The following is a 16017-nucleotide window of genomic DNA, read 5'->3' on the forward strand; positions in this document are numbered from 1 at the left end:
GATATTGACCAGCACGCTGACTTTGCTGAGCAATGGATTCAATCACTGACTCAGACTGAAGCCTTACTCAAGGCTGGCATCTTATCAAAGAACTTTTGGTTGAAATCTTTTTTCAAATAACTTTTGCTAACTCACTTAGCTTCGCTGCTCGCGCAACCGCTTAAACACGGAAGACAAATCATCACCCGGCATGGTCAATAGCCGTTCAAGTCGGTCAAAGGCAAAGACTTCGCCTCGATTAAGGATGAGGACCCGATGCGAAAAGGCTTCGGCGACTTCGAGAATTTGAGTTGTGTAGACCACAGTTTTGCCACGCGAGGCGGCCTCGCGCGAAAAGAGCTTCATGGCGGACATGCCCTGGGTGTCCATTCCGGAAGCAAACGGTTCATCAAGCATCAGGAGTTCAGGCTCGGCGGCCATCAACGCGGCTAAACCAACTTTGTACGCCTGTCCACGCGAGAGCGTCCCGATGCGGGATTCCGCCAGCGGCAGCAAATCCAACCCGCGCAAAATATCCACCACGCGGTCTTCAATGCCGGCATAGGTTTTTTCATAGAGTTTCAGTACCATGCCGATATGTCTGATCGGAGTCAAGTCAGGAAACAAAAACGGCATATCTGGCATAAAGGCAAACCGGCGGCGGAGATCAAGCCGGTCCCGGCGTAAGTGTTCGCCGTCAAATAAAATCTCTCCACTGGTAGGCTGCACAATTCCAGCCAGGCACTGCAGGAGCGTGGTTTTCCCGGCACCATTTAACCCCAACACGGCTACAATTTCTCCTGGCTCAATCGTGGCATTTACCTCTTTGAGTGCGTCCAGAAGAAGATATCGCTTGGAAACCTGTCGAAGAGTAATTTCCATAACCTGAATGATGAACTCTGAGTTATGAATGATGAGTTATGGGCGATGAATGTGCTCAGCAATTGCCGGTTAACCACATACCCTCTTCATAATTCATAACTCATCATTCTTCATTTTTTAACTGGTTGCCCGTCGCAATTGCGTCAGCTTCATTGGACGCTCAACCGTGTCATTTGGTGCCGGTTTTATTTCAGGCAGCTTAATTTTCATGCCTAAATCCGCGAGCATTTTCAGATCGTCTTCGGCTGACCGGCCTCTGGTGGTGAGATAGTTGCCAAGCAGCATGCCGTTGGCACCAGCCATAAAGATCCACGATTGCATATCGCGCAGGTTTACTTCGCGACCACCCATCACAAAAATATCTTTGGTGGGCATCATCAACCGATAGACGGCAATGATTTTCAGGCATTCGGTTGGGGAAAGCCGTTCGACATCCGCCAGCGGGGTGCCTGGGCGCGGGTCGAGAAAATTCATCGGGATATGGTCAACATCCAGTTCACGCAAGGTAACCGCCAGCTCAACCCGTTGTTCGCGGGTTTCACCCATGCCGAAAATTCCACCGCAACAGACATCAAATCCCAGTTTTTTAGCTGACCGCACGGTTTCAATCTGGTCGTCATAGGTATGAGTGGTGCAAATTTTATCAAAATGCGACCGCGAGGTTTCCAGATTGTGATGGACGTGCTGCATTCCAGCGTCTTTGAGAACTTGCAATGAGTTTTCAGTCAAAAGTCCCAGCGAAGCGCAGGCTTCGAGTCCTGCATCACGGACGGCTCGAACCGAATCGGCAATTTGGCCCAGGGCTTTGGGTTCATTCACGCCACGCGTGGCCGTGACGATGCTGAATTCAGTGGCGTGTGCGGCAGCGGCGGCACGGGCGTTTTCAGCCACCTGCTGAGGTGTCATCAATGGATAGCGAGAAGCTTCGCCGGAATAATGAGCCGATTGTGAACAAAACGAGCAGTTTTCAGGACAACCACCGCTTTTGGCATTCACAATCGAACACATCCGGACTTCGTTGCCTTTAAAATGTTCGCGGACACGTCCGGCGCGGGCAAATACTTCAAACAGGGCCGCGCCTTCCAGATTCATTAGATTGAGGGCTTCTTCGGCGGAAATGCCTTTCGGGTCAAATGCTTCGCAGACCATGCAAATTCTCCAAATTGTGTGGAAAGTAAAAAACAAAGGACAAAGGGGACGACTCATTGTTGGTGCTCTGTGGCTGTGAGTCAATAGAGCCGAGCGAAAGAGCGAAGACAAAGCGAGTCGCACGTCGTCAATCCAGTGCCACCTGCGTTAAGTGTTCCCAGTCACCAAAGAGAACGTGGTTGATCTTTAGGGAGCGTTAAAAAATAAGTTCCTGGGGCGAGTTCTGCCACGTCCAGGTTTTGGTTTTGCACCGCGAAGCGTTGCCGTTCGGATAGCCGGTGGTAGCTCCCAAAACCTCGCAACCACCGGCTATCCAAACGGCAGCCTTTCAGGATGCTCAATCCAAATGCCTGATTCCCAAACGAAAACGGGAAGTTGATTTTTTACAATCCCTTACCTGGAAGAATTCTTGTCTGACTCTTTGCTACTCGCTACTCACTCTGAATTGGCAGGGCCGGAGTATTTGGGGTTGGGCGGAGGCGGCGCGTGACGTCGCTGACGAAATTGCGGACCACGGTGACTTTTTTGCGCTGGGTGAGGCGACCAAGGAAGGCGTCAACCTGTTCAGCCACCACTTCAGCCGTGTAGCGGAGTGCTGTGGCAAAGGGAACGATCCGGGCAATGATGCGCAACCCGACTCGTTTGGCAATCGGAACGGCATCGCGAATGCTGTCAAAGTTATCGTCAAAACGAATGGCAACACCTTCGATCAGTGTGCCCATTCGCATCAGGTAGACCATCTGGCGTGGCATTCGGAGATGATGCAGGATCCGGGTCTTTTCAAAAAGTTCTTCAACGGCCTGCTGAACCTGACGCTGGTGGGTGCGCACCAGAAATCGAAGGTTCAAAATTGTCTCGGTGACCATCCGCAAATCATCGGTTGGGGCATCGGTGGCAACCATCCCGAGCAGGTACAGTTTGCGGGTGACTTCGTCATAGTCATTATTATTGGCTGCCAGAATTAACCCCAGAAAATCGTCGCGTGTGACCGGGTCAAATTCATCCATCATGCCGTAATCAAGCAGGATGATCTGGCCCTGACGATTAATGAGTAAGTTTCCAGGATGCGGGTCGGCATGAAAAAAACCGTGGACGAGCAACTGGGAAAAGACGATTTCAAGCAGGCTTTCGATCAACTCATTTAAATCTACACCATAAGTGCGAATGGTCTCGACCTGATCAATGCGAACCCCTTCGCAAAATTCCATCACCAGTAAATCTTCATAAATCAGTTCTGGAATCATTTCCGGGATGATCAGCCGTGGATGGCGAGGTTCCTGGGCTCGAATCCGATCAGCATTGGCGGCTTCGATTCGGAAATCAAGTTCGGCGACCACCATGCGCTTAAATTCACTGAGTAAAACTTCAAACCCTCGATACAGGTAATGCGACCCAAAGATCGGGCGAATCCAGTCCATCAAAATAGACAGGGTCGAAGTGTCAAGCAGAATGGTTTCAACCACTTGTGGCCGACGGATTTTGACCACCACGTCACGGTTTTGATATCTGGCACGGTGGACCTGTCCAATCGAAGCCGAGGCAATCGGTGTGGTTTGGAGCGATTCGAAGATGTCGGATGGAGCTTTTCCGGTATTTCGGCGGACCGTGGCTTCGACATAGTCCCAGTTGGCGGCTGGGGTTTGATCAAGGAGGCGGGAAAATTCCTGGGCGTAGAGTTTGGGAAGGAGGTCTTCGCGAACCGCCAGAATCTGGGCCAGTTTAATAAAGGCCGGGCCCAAATGGCCGAAGATATTGACCAGCCATCGTGCCCGCCGATGATGTGCGGCAAGCGAAAGATCGCGGGGCACGCCCCATTTGATAAAACGGCGATGATCTCGCAGGAAACTGATCAGAAATGGCGACAGCAAAAATGTGACATATCCAAACCGCCATCCTGATCGAAATGCCTGGGAAAAATTGTGGGTCAATCGGGTCAACGTGGAATTGGTCACCGGAAGTCGCTGCCTCGCGGAAATTGAGATTCACCGGCGACCTGAAACGGGAAATGGGGGATGATGATCTGGGACGCCGCTGGATACCGTTGCCTGGACCAGAAGACACCTGGAGGCTGGCGGTTCAGCCTCACACTGTAGCATCGAGGCGCTTGTTGTACCACTGAAGCCCGAGGGTGGCTACCGTCCACAAAAAACTGGAGGAAATAACAAACGACCAGGACAGGGTTTCAAGCGGAGCAAAAAACGCACTGACCAGACAGGCGGCGGTCAAGGCGATAAAAAACACCGTCGCCGCCGCCGTTCGAATCCACCGCAGGTGACGCAGCATGGTGATGCGGTTAATTTCAGCTTCCAGATAGTCTTCATCACTGCAGAGCCGGCCATAATAGGATGCTTCCCGGTTGGCCAATCGAGCCTGGGCGACATCGAGGGTTGAGTGGGCGGCGGTACTGTAGAAGTGGGCAACGTGGGCGAGTTTGCCGGATCGGAGGGCAATCTCAGCCATTCCGACATGGGCCCGAAACAGATTTGGGTCAAGTTCCAGGGCCCGTGCAAAGCACCGTGAAGCCCGATCATATTCCAGGCGTTCAAAATACGTCTCGCCGATACGCTCAAGCAATCGAGGTTCGTTTTGTGAAATCCGGGCGGCCAGGCGCAAACAGGCGCTTGACCGGGTGAGGAGTCGTGGGCCATCGAGGGCCGCCAGCGAACGCAGAAATCGCGCCATTTCATAGAGCAGATGCGGGTTGTTTGGTTCGCGCTGGTAGGCCACCATAAAGCAGTTCAATGCCTGCCGCATCTGGCCTGAAAGCCGTAACCCATTGGCGATGGAGCGCAAGAGCTGGGTGGGAAGTTTGGAGAGATGATCTTGTGGAAAATCAAAACTCTCGTAGCCTTCAACCCTGTCGAAATAGTAGAGCAATTCGCTGGATCGAGGATCAAGTTTATCTTCACCGACTGAGCAAAACAGAGCTTTGGCCAGTTGGGGATAGCCCGGTTCGCTTGAATTGAGCACAAATTCAGCGTTGCTGCCCAAAACCAGCGTGCGATAGCGATAGCGAATTCGGTCAGGTGGAAACCGGAGGCGGGTGGATTCAGTGGCGATCATTTCAATTTCGCCAATTGGCAAATACCAGTTTTGACCGCTGAATTGGGCCAGGACCCAGGTGATTGGCCCCGTTCGGGTGAGCGCGTTTCCATCAAAGACAATGCATTCCAGGTAGGAACAAAAATAGATGGCAGCCGTGATAACCAGACCCAACCCGCCAATCCAGTACGAAAACCGATACAGCAAGGCCAGGGACAGCAGGCCCACAATCGCAGCCGTGATCAAATAGAATCGTTGTCGAGTTCGGAGACGAAAAATCAAGTCACCCTCAAGTGGTTCACAGAAATTTTGGAATTTGATTCCCTGAACAACAAAACCGGTGCTTGACCTGCGGGCAGGTTTTTCTTCCCAACGTTGGAACAGGATCTTGAACGGTTGAAAAGAGAGTTTGTTATTCAGGTTTCAGTTATCTGGAAGATCAATAAGATCCAAAGAAAACCTAGTTTACAAAAAGAACCAACTCAACACCGTCTCGATTTTGTAAAAAATGAAGCCGTCAGGAATCTGAGGCTGAAAAAAACCAGGGCTGAAGACATTGGGCTGAGGGCTAAGGGCTGAAGAAGTCGGGCTGAAGAAGACGGGTTGCAGAATTGGTTTCATTTCATCCCTCATCCTTCATCCTTCATCCTTCATCCTTCATCCTTCATCCCTTTGATTGCCCCAAGCCCTGATTTTTTCAGCCCTGGTTCTTAGGGACCCAGAAGAAAATAAAATCCCACTGAAATCGGGTTCAGGGTTCAGGGTTCAGGGTTTCGGCGATGAGTTGACTGATCCCACTCAAGATGAAGACTGGGGAACTGGCGGGTACCACTCAACGTGGAGTATCTGGCTCTGAACCCTGAACCCTGAACCCTGGTGGTATGATATTTCCATCCGACTCCCTTAAAATTTCTTTTCAAACACAAAGGCTTTGACGATGGCCTGTTGTTCTTGTTGGAGGCGCTGGATTTCAGCCCGTGCATTCGCTTTAGCCTTCGTGAGTTCCTCGACACGCGTTTCCTGGTCGTTGATTTTGGCCACGTAGCGCGCAATCAACTGTTTGGCTTCCGAGGTTTCATTGAGTGTTTTGATGTTTTCGCGCAACCGTTCCTGGTCTTCGCCGATTTTTTCGATTTCTTCATCGGCCCGTTCAATCATTTCCTGAAGCTCTCGCCCTTTCTGGTTATTGGCGATGATTTTTTCCAGAACCGTGCGAGTGGTTTCATCCACATAACCTTTTTCAAGAAAGTATTCGAGGTTTTCACGGACCAGATCACTGAACGAATAGGAGTCCATTGTGGCTTGCTGTTCAGAAATGACAAATTCTTTGGTTTCACGTGGACCCAGTTCGAGCCGGAACCGGTTGACGGTTGGACTTTTTGACGGTGGTTCACCCATGTCTTTAGTCAAAGTCCAGCCCTGACGGATAGGGTGTTCGAGATAGACCGTTTTGGGGCGGTCAGTCTGGTTTGTGACGGTAAATTTCTTCTTTTCAACCAGATAGTAATGAATTTCAAAGGTGCCATAATATTTCCGCACCAGAAACACTGGTTTTTGTTCCGATTCGGTTTTGGTCGTGACCAGCGTACCCAAATCAAGCGCATAGACAACAAACCGGCGTTCGCCCGGCTTACAGCGGTCAATGCTGCCTTCTCCGGCATAGGCATCGCTGTCCACCACTGTCAGAATCCCGCTTTCAAGCGTCAATTTGGTAGAGTTGAGCAGTCGCACGCCGTTCATCGGGCGCTCTTTGTTGATGGCTTCGTTGTAGAGCGACACTCGCTCGCCTTCGAGTTTTTCCTGCAGAATCGGCACCAGGGCTGACCGGTCACGCCGAACCGTCACTGGTTGCGAAACTTTGTATTCAAACAAATCTCCAATTTCGTTTCCGGTTGAAGTCGAAGTGATTCCAGCTTCACCGGTAGTGATTGCTGTACTGAGGGTTGTTGTTGGGCCGGTTGAATTATTGGAGTACACATTCCCTATAGTATTCACCCCAGCTTGGATTTGAGCCAGATTCAATTGACCTTGTGAGGCTGGCGACGGCAATTCTTGAATCTGTCTTTGAGTCACGGTTGAGGTTTCTTCAGATTCTGGTGAGTCACCATCAGTCACTGAAAGATCTACCGGGTTGACATTCTGTGGGTCAAGGTGGACGTCACTGGCAATTGGAAGCACCGGGCGGTACCGGTAGAGCGGTTGCTGGAGCGGCTGAATGAATGACATCGGCGTCCCTGAAACCAGCGAGAGCGAGACGTTTTCCCAGTCTTCTTCGCTGATGTTGTCTACAATCGCCCATCCCTGGAAAAAGGGCTTTCCGCTGCTATCCATCACCACCCGATAGGAGGTTTTCCAAATCGGGGCGGCAATCGTGTAGCTTACGACCATTTCCCGCTGACCTTCACCTTCCGAAGTCACCACGATTGTTTTGGCGTCGCGGCGACGAACAGCGGAGCTTGCATCGGTAAAGGTGTTCAGATCGCGTTTGGTGCCTTCGTCGAGGAGCTTCACACTCCGGATTTCAGCCAGGTCAACACTGGTGATTTCGCCACTTTCCGAGGCAAGCACCACCATTTGGGTGATAGTCGGAGGTTTGTCTTTTTCGACCGCCGGTGTAGTGCGGCGTTCGAGGCTTAAAATGGCGCCGGTGACCGTGCGATTCGCCGTTGTCAGGCTGATTTGAGCGCCCTGCAATTGCCGGAGCACGCCGGCCAGTCCACCGCGTGGGTCATTGTTGGCGGTTTCCGGTGGCATCGAGAACGGGATTTCTCCGAGCCGGGCTGATGGTGGGGCCGAAGAATTGTAACTGATCGCGCCAATCCGACCTTTGCCTAAATCAAGCACAACCATTGATTTCAGCACATCGTCAATTTGCGATTGTTTAAACGGCAGATGGATTTCAGCATCTCCCGTGATCATCCCTCGTCGCTCAAAGTAGGCCACGCCATTGCTATAAAGAATGACCTTCCGCAACGGAAGCGACTGGCCGTGAGTGGTTTCTGCCGTCGGTTTGGCCGCCGGACGTTTTTTGGCTGGTGTTTGGGCAAATGTTTGACTGGAAATGGTCAAAAACAAGACCAGCAGGACAATACATCTTCTCTGGCACATGGTGATTTCCTCATAAAGGTATGTGTTTGACTGGGAATGATTTATAGCTAAGAGAAATTACAAATGAAGAAATTACAAATAAAGAATAAAAGCTCAATCTTCAGTTCTTAGCCCCAAGCCCCAAGCCCTGAGCCCGTTTTCTTCAGCCCGACGTCTTCAGCCCCAAGCCCTGAGCCCCGGTTTTCTCAGCCCTACAGACTGGTCCACTCGCCAGATTGAATAAATGAAGCCCAGTAAAACGGGTGCTGTCGCCTTGGATTTTTGAGCAGCTTGAGTTGGACATTGCGCAGCGCCTGGGAGCGACCTTCACCCGCTTTGAGTCGGGTGTAATAGTCCACCATCAACTCGCGTGTGCCTTGATCGGACACTGGCCAGAGGCTCATCATCTGGGCTTCGCTTCCAGCCAGAACCAGGGCGCGCCTGAGACCATACACACCGTCGCCGTTTTTCACGTCACCCAGACCGGTATCACATGCCGAAAGCACCACCAGTTTCGTCCCCCACAGATTGAGTTGGGCGGCTTCGAGGGCCGTCATCACGCCGTCATTGTCTTCTGTCCCGCCTTGATTGGCACCGGCGAAAAATAACATTGACCGGAGCAGGGGATTGGCTTGTCGTTCTTTTTCGAAATTGAAAGTGGCTTTTTCGATGTTTCGGTCCAGTTGATCAAACGAAGTCGTTTCCGACGTTTGAGGAGCATCTTCCAGAAAAGAGCCATGGGTCGCGATGTGGACCAACGCTGGCCGGTCAACCTGTTTGAAATCCTGTTCTGTCGCGTCAGTCCTCATTTTCAATCTGGCTTCGGGAAAGATGGCCTTGATCTGTTTGCCTTCAACCTGGGTGCCGATCAGTCGTGTCAATCGTCCAATGCGACGCCCCATTGTCTGAGGCCCGGCTCCGTCCTGATAATCCGGGTCGGCAATGATGAGAGGTGGTTGGTGGGGCTCAATGTTCACGGCTAATTTCAACAGGTCACGCCCACTTGTCAGGTAGGTCAACTCATAGTTTTCAATCAGAAATTTCCCATGCTCATCCATGAGGGCAGCAAATGGGATCAGGTTGAGCACCCCATCCGGCGAAATCAGCAGATGGTTGGCCTTTCCACTCAACGCCCGGACTGGTTTCATCACCAGCCGGTCCAATTCCTGGGCGATTGGCTTGATGTCCTGTGCCAGGTTTGTTTTGGGATTGCTCACCGCTTTGCGGAAGGCGCTGACCGCTTTTTCAATGTGTTTCGCATCCCCAAGGTCAGCACATTGAATGCTCCCTTTGTGATCGAACACATACACACCCAACTGAGGTGATTTGGCTCTGGATAGGTAGGGTTGATAGAAGACAAATTCAACCAAAGCGGCATCTGGAGGGATATTTTTTTGAACATTTTCCAAAGTGACAGGCGTGGTTTGAACTTTAAATTCTGCACTTCGGCGACTAATGATTTTTTCTAGCGCTTCCTTTTCATCACCCAGAGCTTTGAGGGAGGTGAGATGATCTTCCAACTTCTTTTGGCCAGGGCCTTTTAACGTCTGAACCGAGATTTGTCCGACCAAATTTGTGTACTCATCAAGCAGTTTTTGTGTTTCAGGGTCACTTTGGTTTCGCAACGTCGCTATCGCATTGGTCATGGCATCCAGTGCCCGCCCTTTGCGTTGCAAGATCAGGGTCATCGCAATTTCAAGCGCGGCTCTTTCACGTGGCGCTTGCTGAATATTTAAAGAAATGGTTCGGTCCTCAGCAATAACAAACGATTTCATGTACTGCTGTTTTTGGCGCTCAGAACCAGAAACCAAATTGCGCTCAAGGTTATGCTCAGCCGCATCGGCTCCCCGTATTCGGTAGGCAATGGACCGGGCAATGTCACCTTTGCCCAGGTATAAATCAGCCAGGAGGTTCAGACTGGAGATCATTTCCGGGTGATCAGGGCCAAGCGCTTTTTCCCGGATGGCCAGTGCTCGCTGAAGGAGCGGCTCAGCCTCCGCAAAATCTCTTCTTGCCAACATCACCAAATTTGCCAGATTCGTCAGATCAAGCGCCGTAACCGGGTGGCTGGGGCCATTCACCTTCTCGTGGCTGGCCAGGGCTCGTCGGGAGAGGGGTTCTGCCCGGAGATAATCGCGTTTGAATTGGTAAAGCAGAGACAAATTACTCAGAGATTCGGCGACATTAGGATGGTTTGGCCCCAATACTTTTTCCCGGATGGCCAGGGCTCGCTGATAGAACATCTCAGCCTTGTCCCAGTCTTTTCGGTCAAAATAAGTTGTACCCAGGTTGTTTAAACCGAAGGCAACCATGGTGTGCTCATTGCCAAAGATCTTCTCCCAAATCGCCAGGGCTCGTTGGTACAGCGACTCAGCCTGTTGATCATCACCCATCAGGCTGTACAGTCCAGCCAGGTTGTTGAGGGCAACCGCAACATTCGTATTCTCCGGACCACCTGTTTGTTCCAGGATCGCCAGAGATCGTTGAAAGAGTGGTTCGGCTTTTACATAGTCGCCTTTGTTCTTATAGAACGACGCCAGATTGTTGAGGGCAAAGGCGACCAGTTGGTGGTTCGGCCCCAAATTGTGCTCATTGATCGCCAACGCACGTTGATAGAGCGGTTCCGCTTTCGCATATTCGCCTTTGGCAAGATAGAGCGCTGCCAGATTGTTCAGCCCTGTGGCGATAGAACTGTGATTGGGGTCAAGCGATTTTTCCCAAATGGCATTGGTTCGAAGGCGCAGCGGTTCCGCTTTGGCGTACTCACCTTTTTCCAGATAGAGCAGGGACAGATTGTTCAGGACATCCGCCGTCTTTAAATGCTCAGGGCCAAAGATTTTCTCCTGGATTGCAAGACATTGCAGGTACAGCTTTTCCGCCTGATCGTAATTGTTTTTCTTTTTGTAGAGCGCGCCCAACAGGTTCAGGCTGGTTGCGGTCAGAGGGTGTTCCAGCCCAAACATACTTTCACTTTTCGTTCTGGCCTGCTGGGCAAAGGTCAATGCCTGATCATATTTCCCGCTTCGATAGAGTTGTTCGCCTGTGGTAAGCAGTTTTTCAATTTCCAGTTGAGCCCGGTCCTGCTCGGTCGCAGTTTTGATCGCTTCTGGCTTCAGTTCGTACTTGCCGGACGGTGCCGCTTTTTCCAAAGATTCAATTTCCAGGGTGTAACTCCCTGTCTGTTCTGCAATCCACGAGAGTGGTTCTTCGCCTTGGATTCCGTTGGGGTTGTCCACTTCCTGCACGGTTTTTCCATCTGGCCCAAGTAACCGCACCACCACGTCAATCCCGTTCTGGTTCACGACCAGTTTCAGGAGGTCATTGGCGCTGAGCTGGACTGAGAAACGGTGTTTTTCACCACCTTTCAGTTCCCGTTCAACTGTCTTTCCAGCCTCCAGTGGGTCAATACTTTGTGCCAGGGTGACAATGACTGCAAAAGGGTTGACCACAAGCGCCAGCACCAAAAACCAGCTTAAACCCAATGTTTTGTCCACTGTGTGGGGATGTGACATAGTGACCTCCGGTGGTGGGTGAGAAAGGCAAAAAGGACAAAAGGACGAAAAGGACCAAAACTCGAAAACCCTGAACCCTGAACCCTGAACCCTGAACCCTGAACCCTGAACCCTGAACCCTGAACCCTGAACCCTGAACCCTGATTCAGTTCACTTTTTCCCATCCAGATTGGTCCATTCGCCAGATTGAATAAATGAAGCCCAGTAAAACGGGTGCTGCCGCCTGGGGGTTTTCAACAGCTTGAGCTGTACATTGCGTAGCGCCTGAGAGCGACCTTCACCCGCTTTGAGCCGGGTGTAATAGTCCACCATCAGTTCGCGGGTGGCCTGATCGGACACCGGCCAGAGGCTCATCATCTGGGCTTCGCTTCCAGCCAGAACCAGGGCGCGTCTCAGGCCATAGACGCCATCACCGTTTTTCACGTCACCCAGGCCGGTATCACAGGCTGAGAGTACCACCAGTTTCGTCCCCCACAGATTGAGTTGGGCGGCTTCCAGGGCCGTCATTACGCCATCGTTGTTTTCGGTGCCGCCTTGATTGGCACCGGCGAAAAATAACATTGATCGGAGCAGGGGATTGGCGTGGCGTTCTTTTTCGAAATCAAAAGATGCCTTTCCAGTATTTCGGGCAAACTGATCTAAGGATGTTGTTTCTGAGGTTTGGGGAGCATCTTCCAGAAAATAGCCGTGGGTGGCAATGTGGACCAGGAGTGGTCGTTTGACCTGTTTCAGATCTTGTTCGGTTGCCTCAGCCCGCACCTTCAAAACCGCGGTTGGAAAGATGGCCTTGAGTTGTTCGCCTTCAACTCGGGTTCCGGCAAGTCGTGCTAGCCGACCAAGCTGGTGGCCCAGCATTTGTGGTCCGGTTCCATCCAGATAATCCGGGTCAGTGATCACCAGCGGCGGTTGCTGGCTTTCGTTTTTGACCGCCAGCCGCAGCACGTCACGCCCGCTGGTCAAATAGGTCAGCGTGTAGTTTTCGACCAGGAACTTTCCCTGTTCATCCATCAGGGCAGCAAAGGGAATCAAATTCAATACACCGTCAGGGGAAATCAGCAGGTGCCGGGTATTTCCGACCAACGCCCGGACTGGTTTCATCACCAGCCTGTCCAGCGCCTGGGCGGCTGGGGCAACGTCTTTGATCAGGTCTGTCCTGGGGGTGCTCACTGCCTTGCGAAGGGCTATCACCGCCTGTTCAATCGGGGTGGCTGGACCTAAATCCGCCCACCTGATCTCACCCGCACGGTCCAATGTGTAGATTGCCATCCGCAGTGTTCCAAATTGAAATGTTTTGGGGGTATAGGATTTGTAAGTGGTAAATTCAATCAGCATGCCATCAGCCGGAAGTTGTTTCTGAATGTTCTCCAGGGTAATTGGCGTCACCTGAGTTTTAAATTCAGTGCTTTTGGTGCTGATTTCGGCTTCCAGCCTGCCTTTTTGGTTTTCCAATTCGTTGACGTAGGCCAGATGTCCTTCGGGTGTTTGTTTGTCAGGACCGCGCAACGTCAGCACCGAAATTTGACCGGCAAGACTGGCATACGTCTCCAGAAGTTGTTGAATCTCAGGTGTTTGCTGTTGCCGCAGGGTTTCAATAGCCTTCGTCATGGCATCCAGTGCCCGTCCTTTGCGACGCAACAGCACGGTCAAGGCTGCCTGTCTGGCCTCACGGGATTGGGGCGCCGACTGAAGATGCAGCGCCAGGGTCGCATCGGTGTAACTGCTTGTTTGTTTGAGATAGAGGATTTTCTGCTGTTCGGAACCTGCGACCAGGTTGCGCTTTAAATCCGATTCGCTGGCATCATTGGCTCGAATCTGAAATTGAATAGCTTGTGGCAGATTGCCTGCGGCGTGAAACATATTCGCCAAATTGTTGAAGTTGGCCGCGACCAGTGAGTGGTCAGGTCCAAATGATTTTTCATAGATGGCCAGGGCCCGCCGGTAAAGTAATTCGGCTTTCTGGTAATTCCCCAGGGAGTTGAAGAGATTCGCCAGATTGTTGAGATTGCTGGCCGTCGCTGGATGGTCAGCTCCCAACACTTTCTCCCGGATCGTCAGGGCTCGCTGGTAGAGTGGTTCAGCGCGTTGATAGTCTCCTTTGGTCCAATACAAATTCGCCAGATCATTGAGTGTGTCAGCGACTTCCGGATGATCAGGGCCCAGCGCTTTTTCACGGATCGCCAGCGCCCGCAGATAGAGTGGTTCCGCCCGTTGATAGTCTTCGCTGGCCCAGTAGAGGTTAGCCAGATTGTTGAGGCTGCCTGCCGTCTCCGGGTGTTCAGAGCCTAATACTTTCTCCCGAATGGCCAGCGCCCGCTGATGAAGCGGTTCGGCTCGTTGCAGATCGCCTTTGGTCGTGTAGAGGGTGGCTAAACTATGAAGACTGAACGCTGTATCCGGGTGGTCAGGCCCCAGGACTTTTTCCCGGATCGCCAGCGCCCGCTGCAGGTAGTGTTCCGTTTGCTGGTAGTTGCCCTGATCCCAGGAGAGTTTGCCCAGGTTGTTGAGGCACGTGGCGACCTTTGGATGGTTAGAGCCCAGTGATTTCTCATAGATGGCCAGTGCCCGATGGTACAAAGGTTCGGCTCGCTGATAGTCCCCTTTTTCATTATAGAGAAGCGCTAAATTGGTAAGACTGTTGGCTACATCCAGGTGGTCAGCCCCCAGTGCTTTCTCCCGGATGGCCAGCCCTTCCTGGTACAGCGGCTCGGCTTTTTTGTAGTCACCTTTTTCCAGGTACAGATTAGCCAATCCCGTGAGGCTGGTGGCGACACTTGGGTGGTCAGTGCCGAGTACTTTTTTCTTGATCGTCAGAGCCCGCAGATAGAGTGGTTCGGCTTTTTTGTAGTCCCCTGTGTTTTTGTAGAGGTTCCCTAAATTGTTGAGGGTGATAGACACATCCAGGTGCTCAGAGCCCAGTGACTTCTCCTGGATCGCCAGCGCCCGCTGGTAGTGTGAATCAGCTTTTTGAAAGTCACCTGTCGCCTGATAGACCAGGGCCAGATTATGGAGGCTGGTCGCAACATCTGGATGAGCTGGACCAAAACTTTTCTCCTGGATGGCCAGGGCTCGCTGATACAGGGTTTCAGCTTTCTGAAATTCGGCTTTGGCACGGTAGAAATTAGCCAGCGTGTTGAGACTGGTTGCCAGCAGCCTATGGTCGCGGCCAAAGATTTTTTCGCTCTGTTCCACCGCTTGCTGGGCCAGGACGATGCCTTGATCATATTTTCCGGCTCGATACAGTTTTTTTGCCTCCGCATCGAGTTTCTCAATCTCAGTCTGAGCCCTGTCCTGATCGGTAATCGGAGCAAGTTGTGCTGACATTGAGCCTGAAACTTCCGACTGGTTTTGAACTGTTCCTTCTGAAGACTGAGCCCGCAAAGTTGTAAAGTCATCAGCCTGGGAATTGGGAAGGTGAGCGATGAAAAGCAGACCTGCGATGATGATCAGGGTCAAGCTGGAAGACGGTTGCACCCGAAACAGCAGGCATTTCATGGGGTGGATTCCTTTCAATTTTAAATCAGGGCTGAAGTTATGCTGGATGAAAAGCACCTTGAATTTGACAAATGGCAGGCATTATGGAGTTAGAAATGAAAGAATGACGGCTGATCGAGAGCAACTCTGAATGTCAGGGTTATGGTTGCCAAGTTTATCATTCAAATTTTGACTGCGTAACAACAGATTTTGAATTGCTTCGTTGTGGAAAGGTCACTTGATTTTGACCACTCCCGCCCAGCAGAGCAATAAAAAGTAGCCGGTGGGCAGCCTGCTTTGAGGCACACCCACCGGCTACTTTCCGGCGACCTCCGGACGAAAACCGACTTTTTCGGCAACGGAGGACGATACAGTTTCTCGGGGAATGGGAAGCTGTTCAGCGTTCAAGCCTTCGCTTACCTTTGTGTTCAGAAGTCTGAAAAAGTTCAGAGTATCGTCTTTAGACGAGAGGGTTCTTCTTCCGTCCCAGTCGTTACATCTCGCACCTGAAGGTATTACTCTGAACCGAAATCATTTTCTAAAATGCTCTATCAGCGTGAAATAGTGAATAGCGAAGGAGTGAAGGAGCAAAGGAGTGAAAATATAGGAGTTAGTACAAGTCCCCATAAATAGGGGATGGAAATTCGGTGATTCCGAATTGGCTTTCGCCCGGATGGGCGCCGGACAATAGCCGGTGGTTTGCCGCTTTGGGCACACCACCGGAGCGTCAGTCCGCAGTGGGTTGCGCCCGGATGGGCGCTGGAAGCTGGTTCGGGTCCCGGTTTTCGTGGAAGTTTCGGCTTCTGGCTCACGACTCCTGTTCCAGCGCCCATCCGGGCGAAAACCAATTTTTCTTTCATCGAGTGGTCAAATTTCATCTCCCTTTTATGGGGAC

At 51.6% G+C, this 16017-nt stretch carries 7 protein-coding genes; all 7 read right to left on the minus strand.

From position 1 onward, the window contains the following. Positions 1-135 precede the first annotated feature (135 nt). Positions 136-861, minus strand: a complete 726-nt coding sequence (locus HY774_00630) for an ABC transporter ATP-binding protein (GenBank protein MBI4746965.1) — start codon at positions 859-861, stop codon at positions 136-138. A 117-nt stretch (positions 862-978) separates the two neighbouring features. Next, complete coding sequence (gene bioB, locus HY774_00635) at positions 979-2010, minus strand: biotin synthase BioB (GenBank protein MBI4746966.1); 1032 nt, start codon at positions 2008-2010, stop codon at positions 979-981. 431 nt (positions 2011-2441) lie between these two features. Then, complete coding sequence (locus HY774_00640) at positions 2442-3962, minus strand: AarF/ABC1/UbiB kinase family protein (GenBank protein ID MBI4746967.1); 1521 nt, start codon at positions 3960-3962, stop codon at positions 2442-2444. A gap of 130 nt (positions 3963-4092) precedes the next feature. Next, positions 4093-5334 carry a tetratricopeptide repeat protein gene (locus HY774_00645; GenBank protein MBI4746968.1) on the minus strand — a complete coding sequence of 414 codons (1242 nt, stop codon included), beginning with the start codon at positions 5332-5334 and terminating at the stop codon, positions 4093-4095. A 621-nt stretch (positions 5335-5955) separates the two neighbouring features. Then, complete coding sequence (locus HY774_00650; GenBank protein ID MBI4746969.1) at positions 5956-8160, minus strand: hypothetical protein; 2205 nt, start codon at positions 8158-8160, stop codon at positions 5956-5958. 191 nt (positions 8161-8351) lie between these two features. Then, positions 8352-11651, minus strand: coding sequence for a tetratricopeptide repeat protein (locus HY774_00655; protein MBI4746970.1), 3300 nt, complete (start codon positions 11649-11651; stop codon positions 8352-8354). A gap of 150 nt (positions 11652-11801) precedes the next feature. Then, a complete protein-coding gene (locus tag HY774_00660; protein ID MBI4746971.1) occupies positions 11802-15143 on the minus strand; it encodes a CHAT domain-containing protein in 3342 nt (1113 codons plus the stop codon). Positions 15144-16017 lie beyond the last annotated feature (874 nt).

The organism is Acidobacteriota bacterium (assembly GCA_016208495.1).
In the GTDB taxonomy this organism is placed as follows: domain Bacteria; phylum Acidobacteriota; class Blastocatellia; order Chloracidobacteriales; family Chloracidobacteriaceae; genus JACQXX01.

Coding starts and splice junctions, on each gene's coding strand:
- bioB (MBI4746966.1), bottom strand. CDS start 2,010: ATGGTCTGCGAAGCATTTGACCCGAAAGGCATTTCCGCCGAAGAAGCC.
- HY774_00650 (MBI4746969.1), bottom strand. CDS start 8,160: ATGTGCCAGAGAAGATGTATTGTCCTGCTGGTCTTGTTTTTGACCATT.
- HY774_00630 (MBI4746965.1), bottom strand. CDS start 861: ATGGAAATTACTCTTCGACAGGTTTCCAAGCGATATCTTCTTCTGGAC.
- HY774_00660 (MBI4746971.1), bottom strand. CDS start 15,143: ATGAAATGCCTGCTGTTTCGGGTGCAACCGTCTTCCAGCTTGACCCTG.
- HY774_00655 (MBI4746970.1), bottom strand. CDS start 11,651: ATGTCACATCCCCACACAGTGGACAAAACATTGGGTTTAAGCTGGTTT.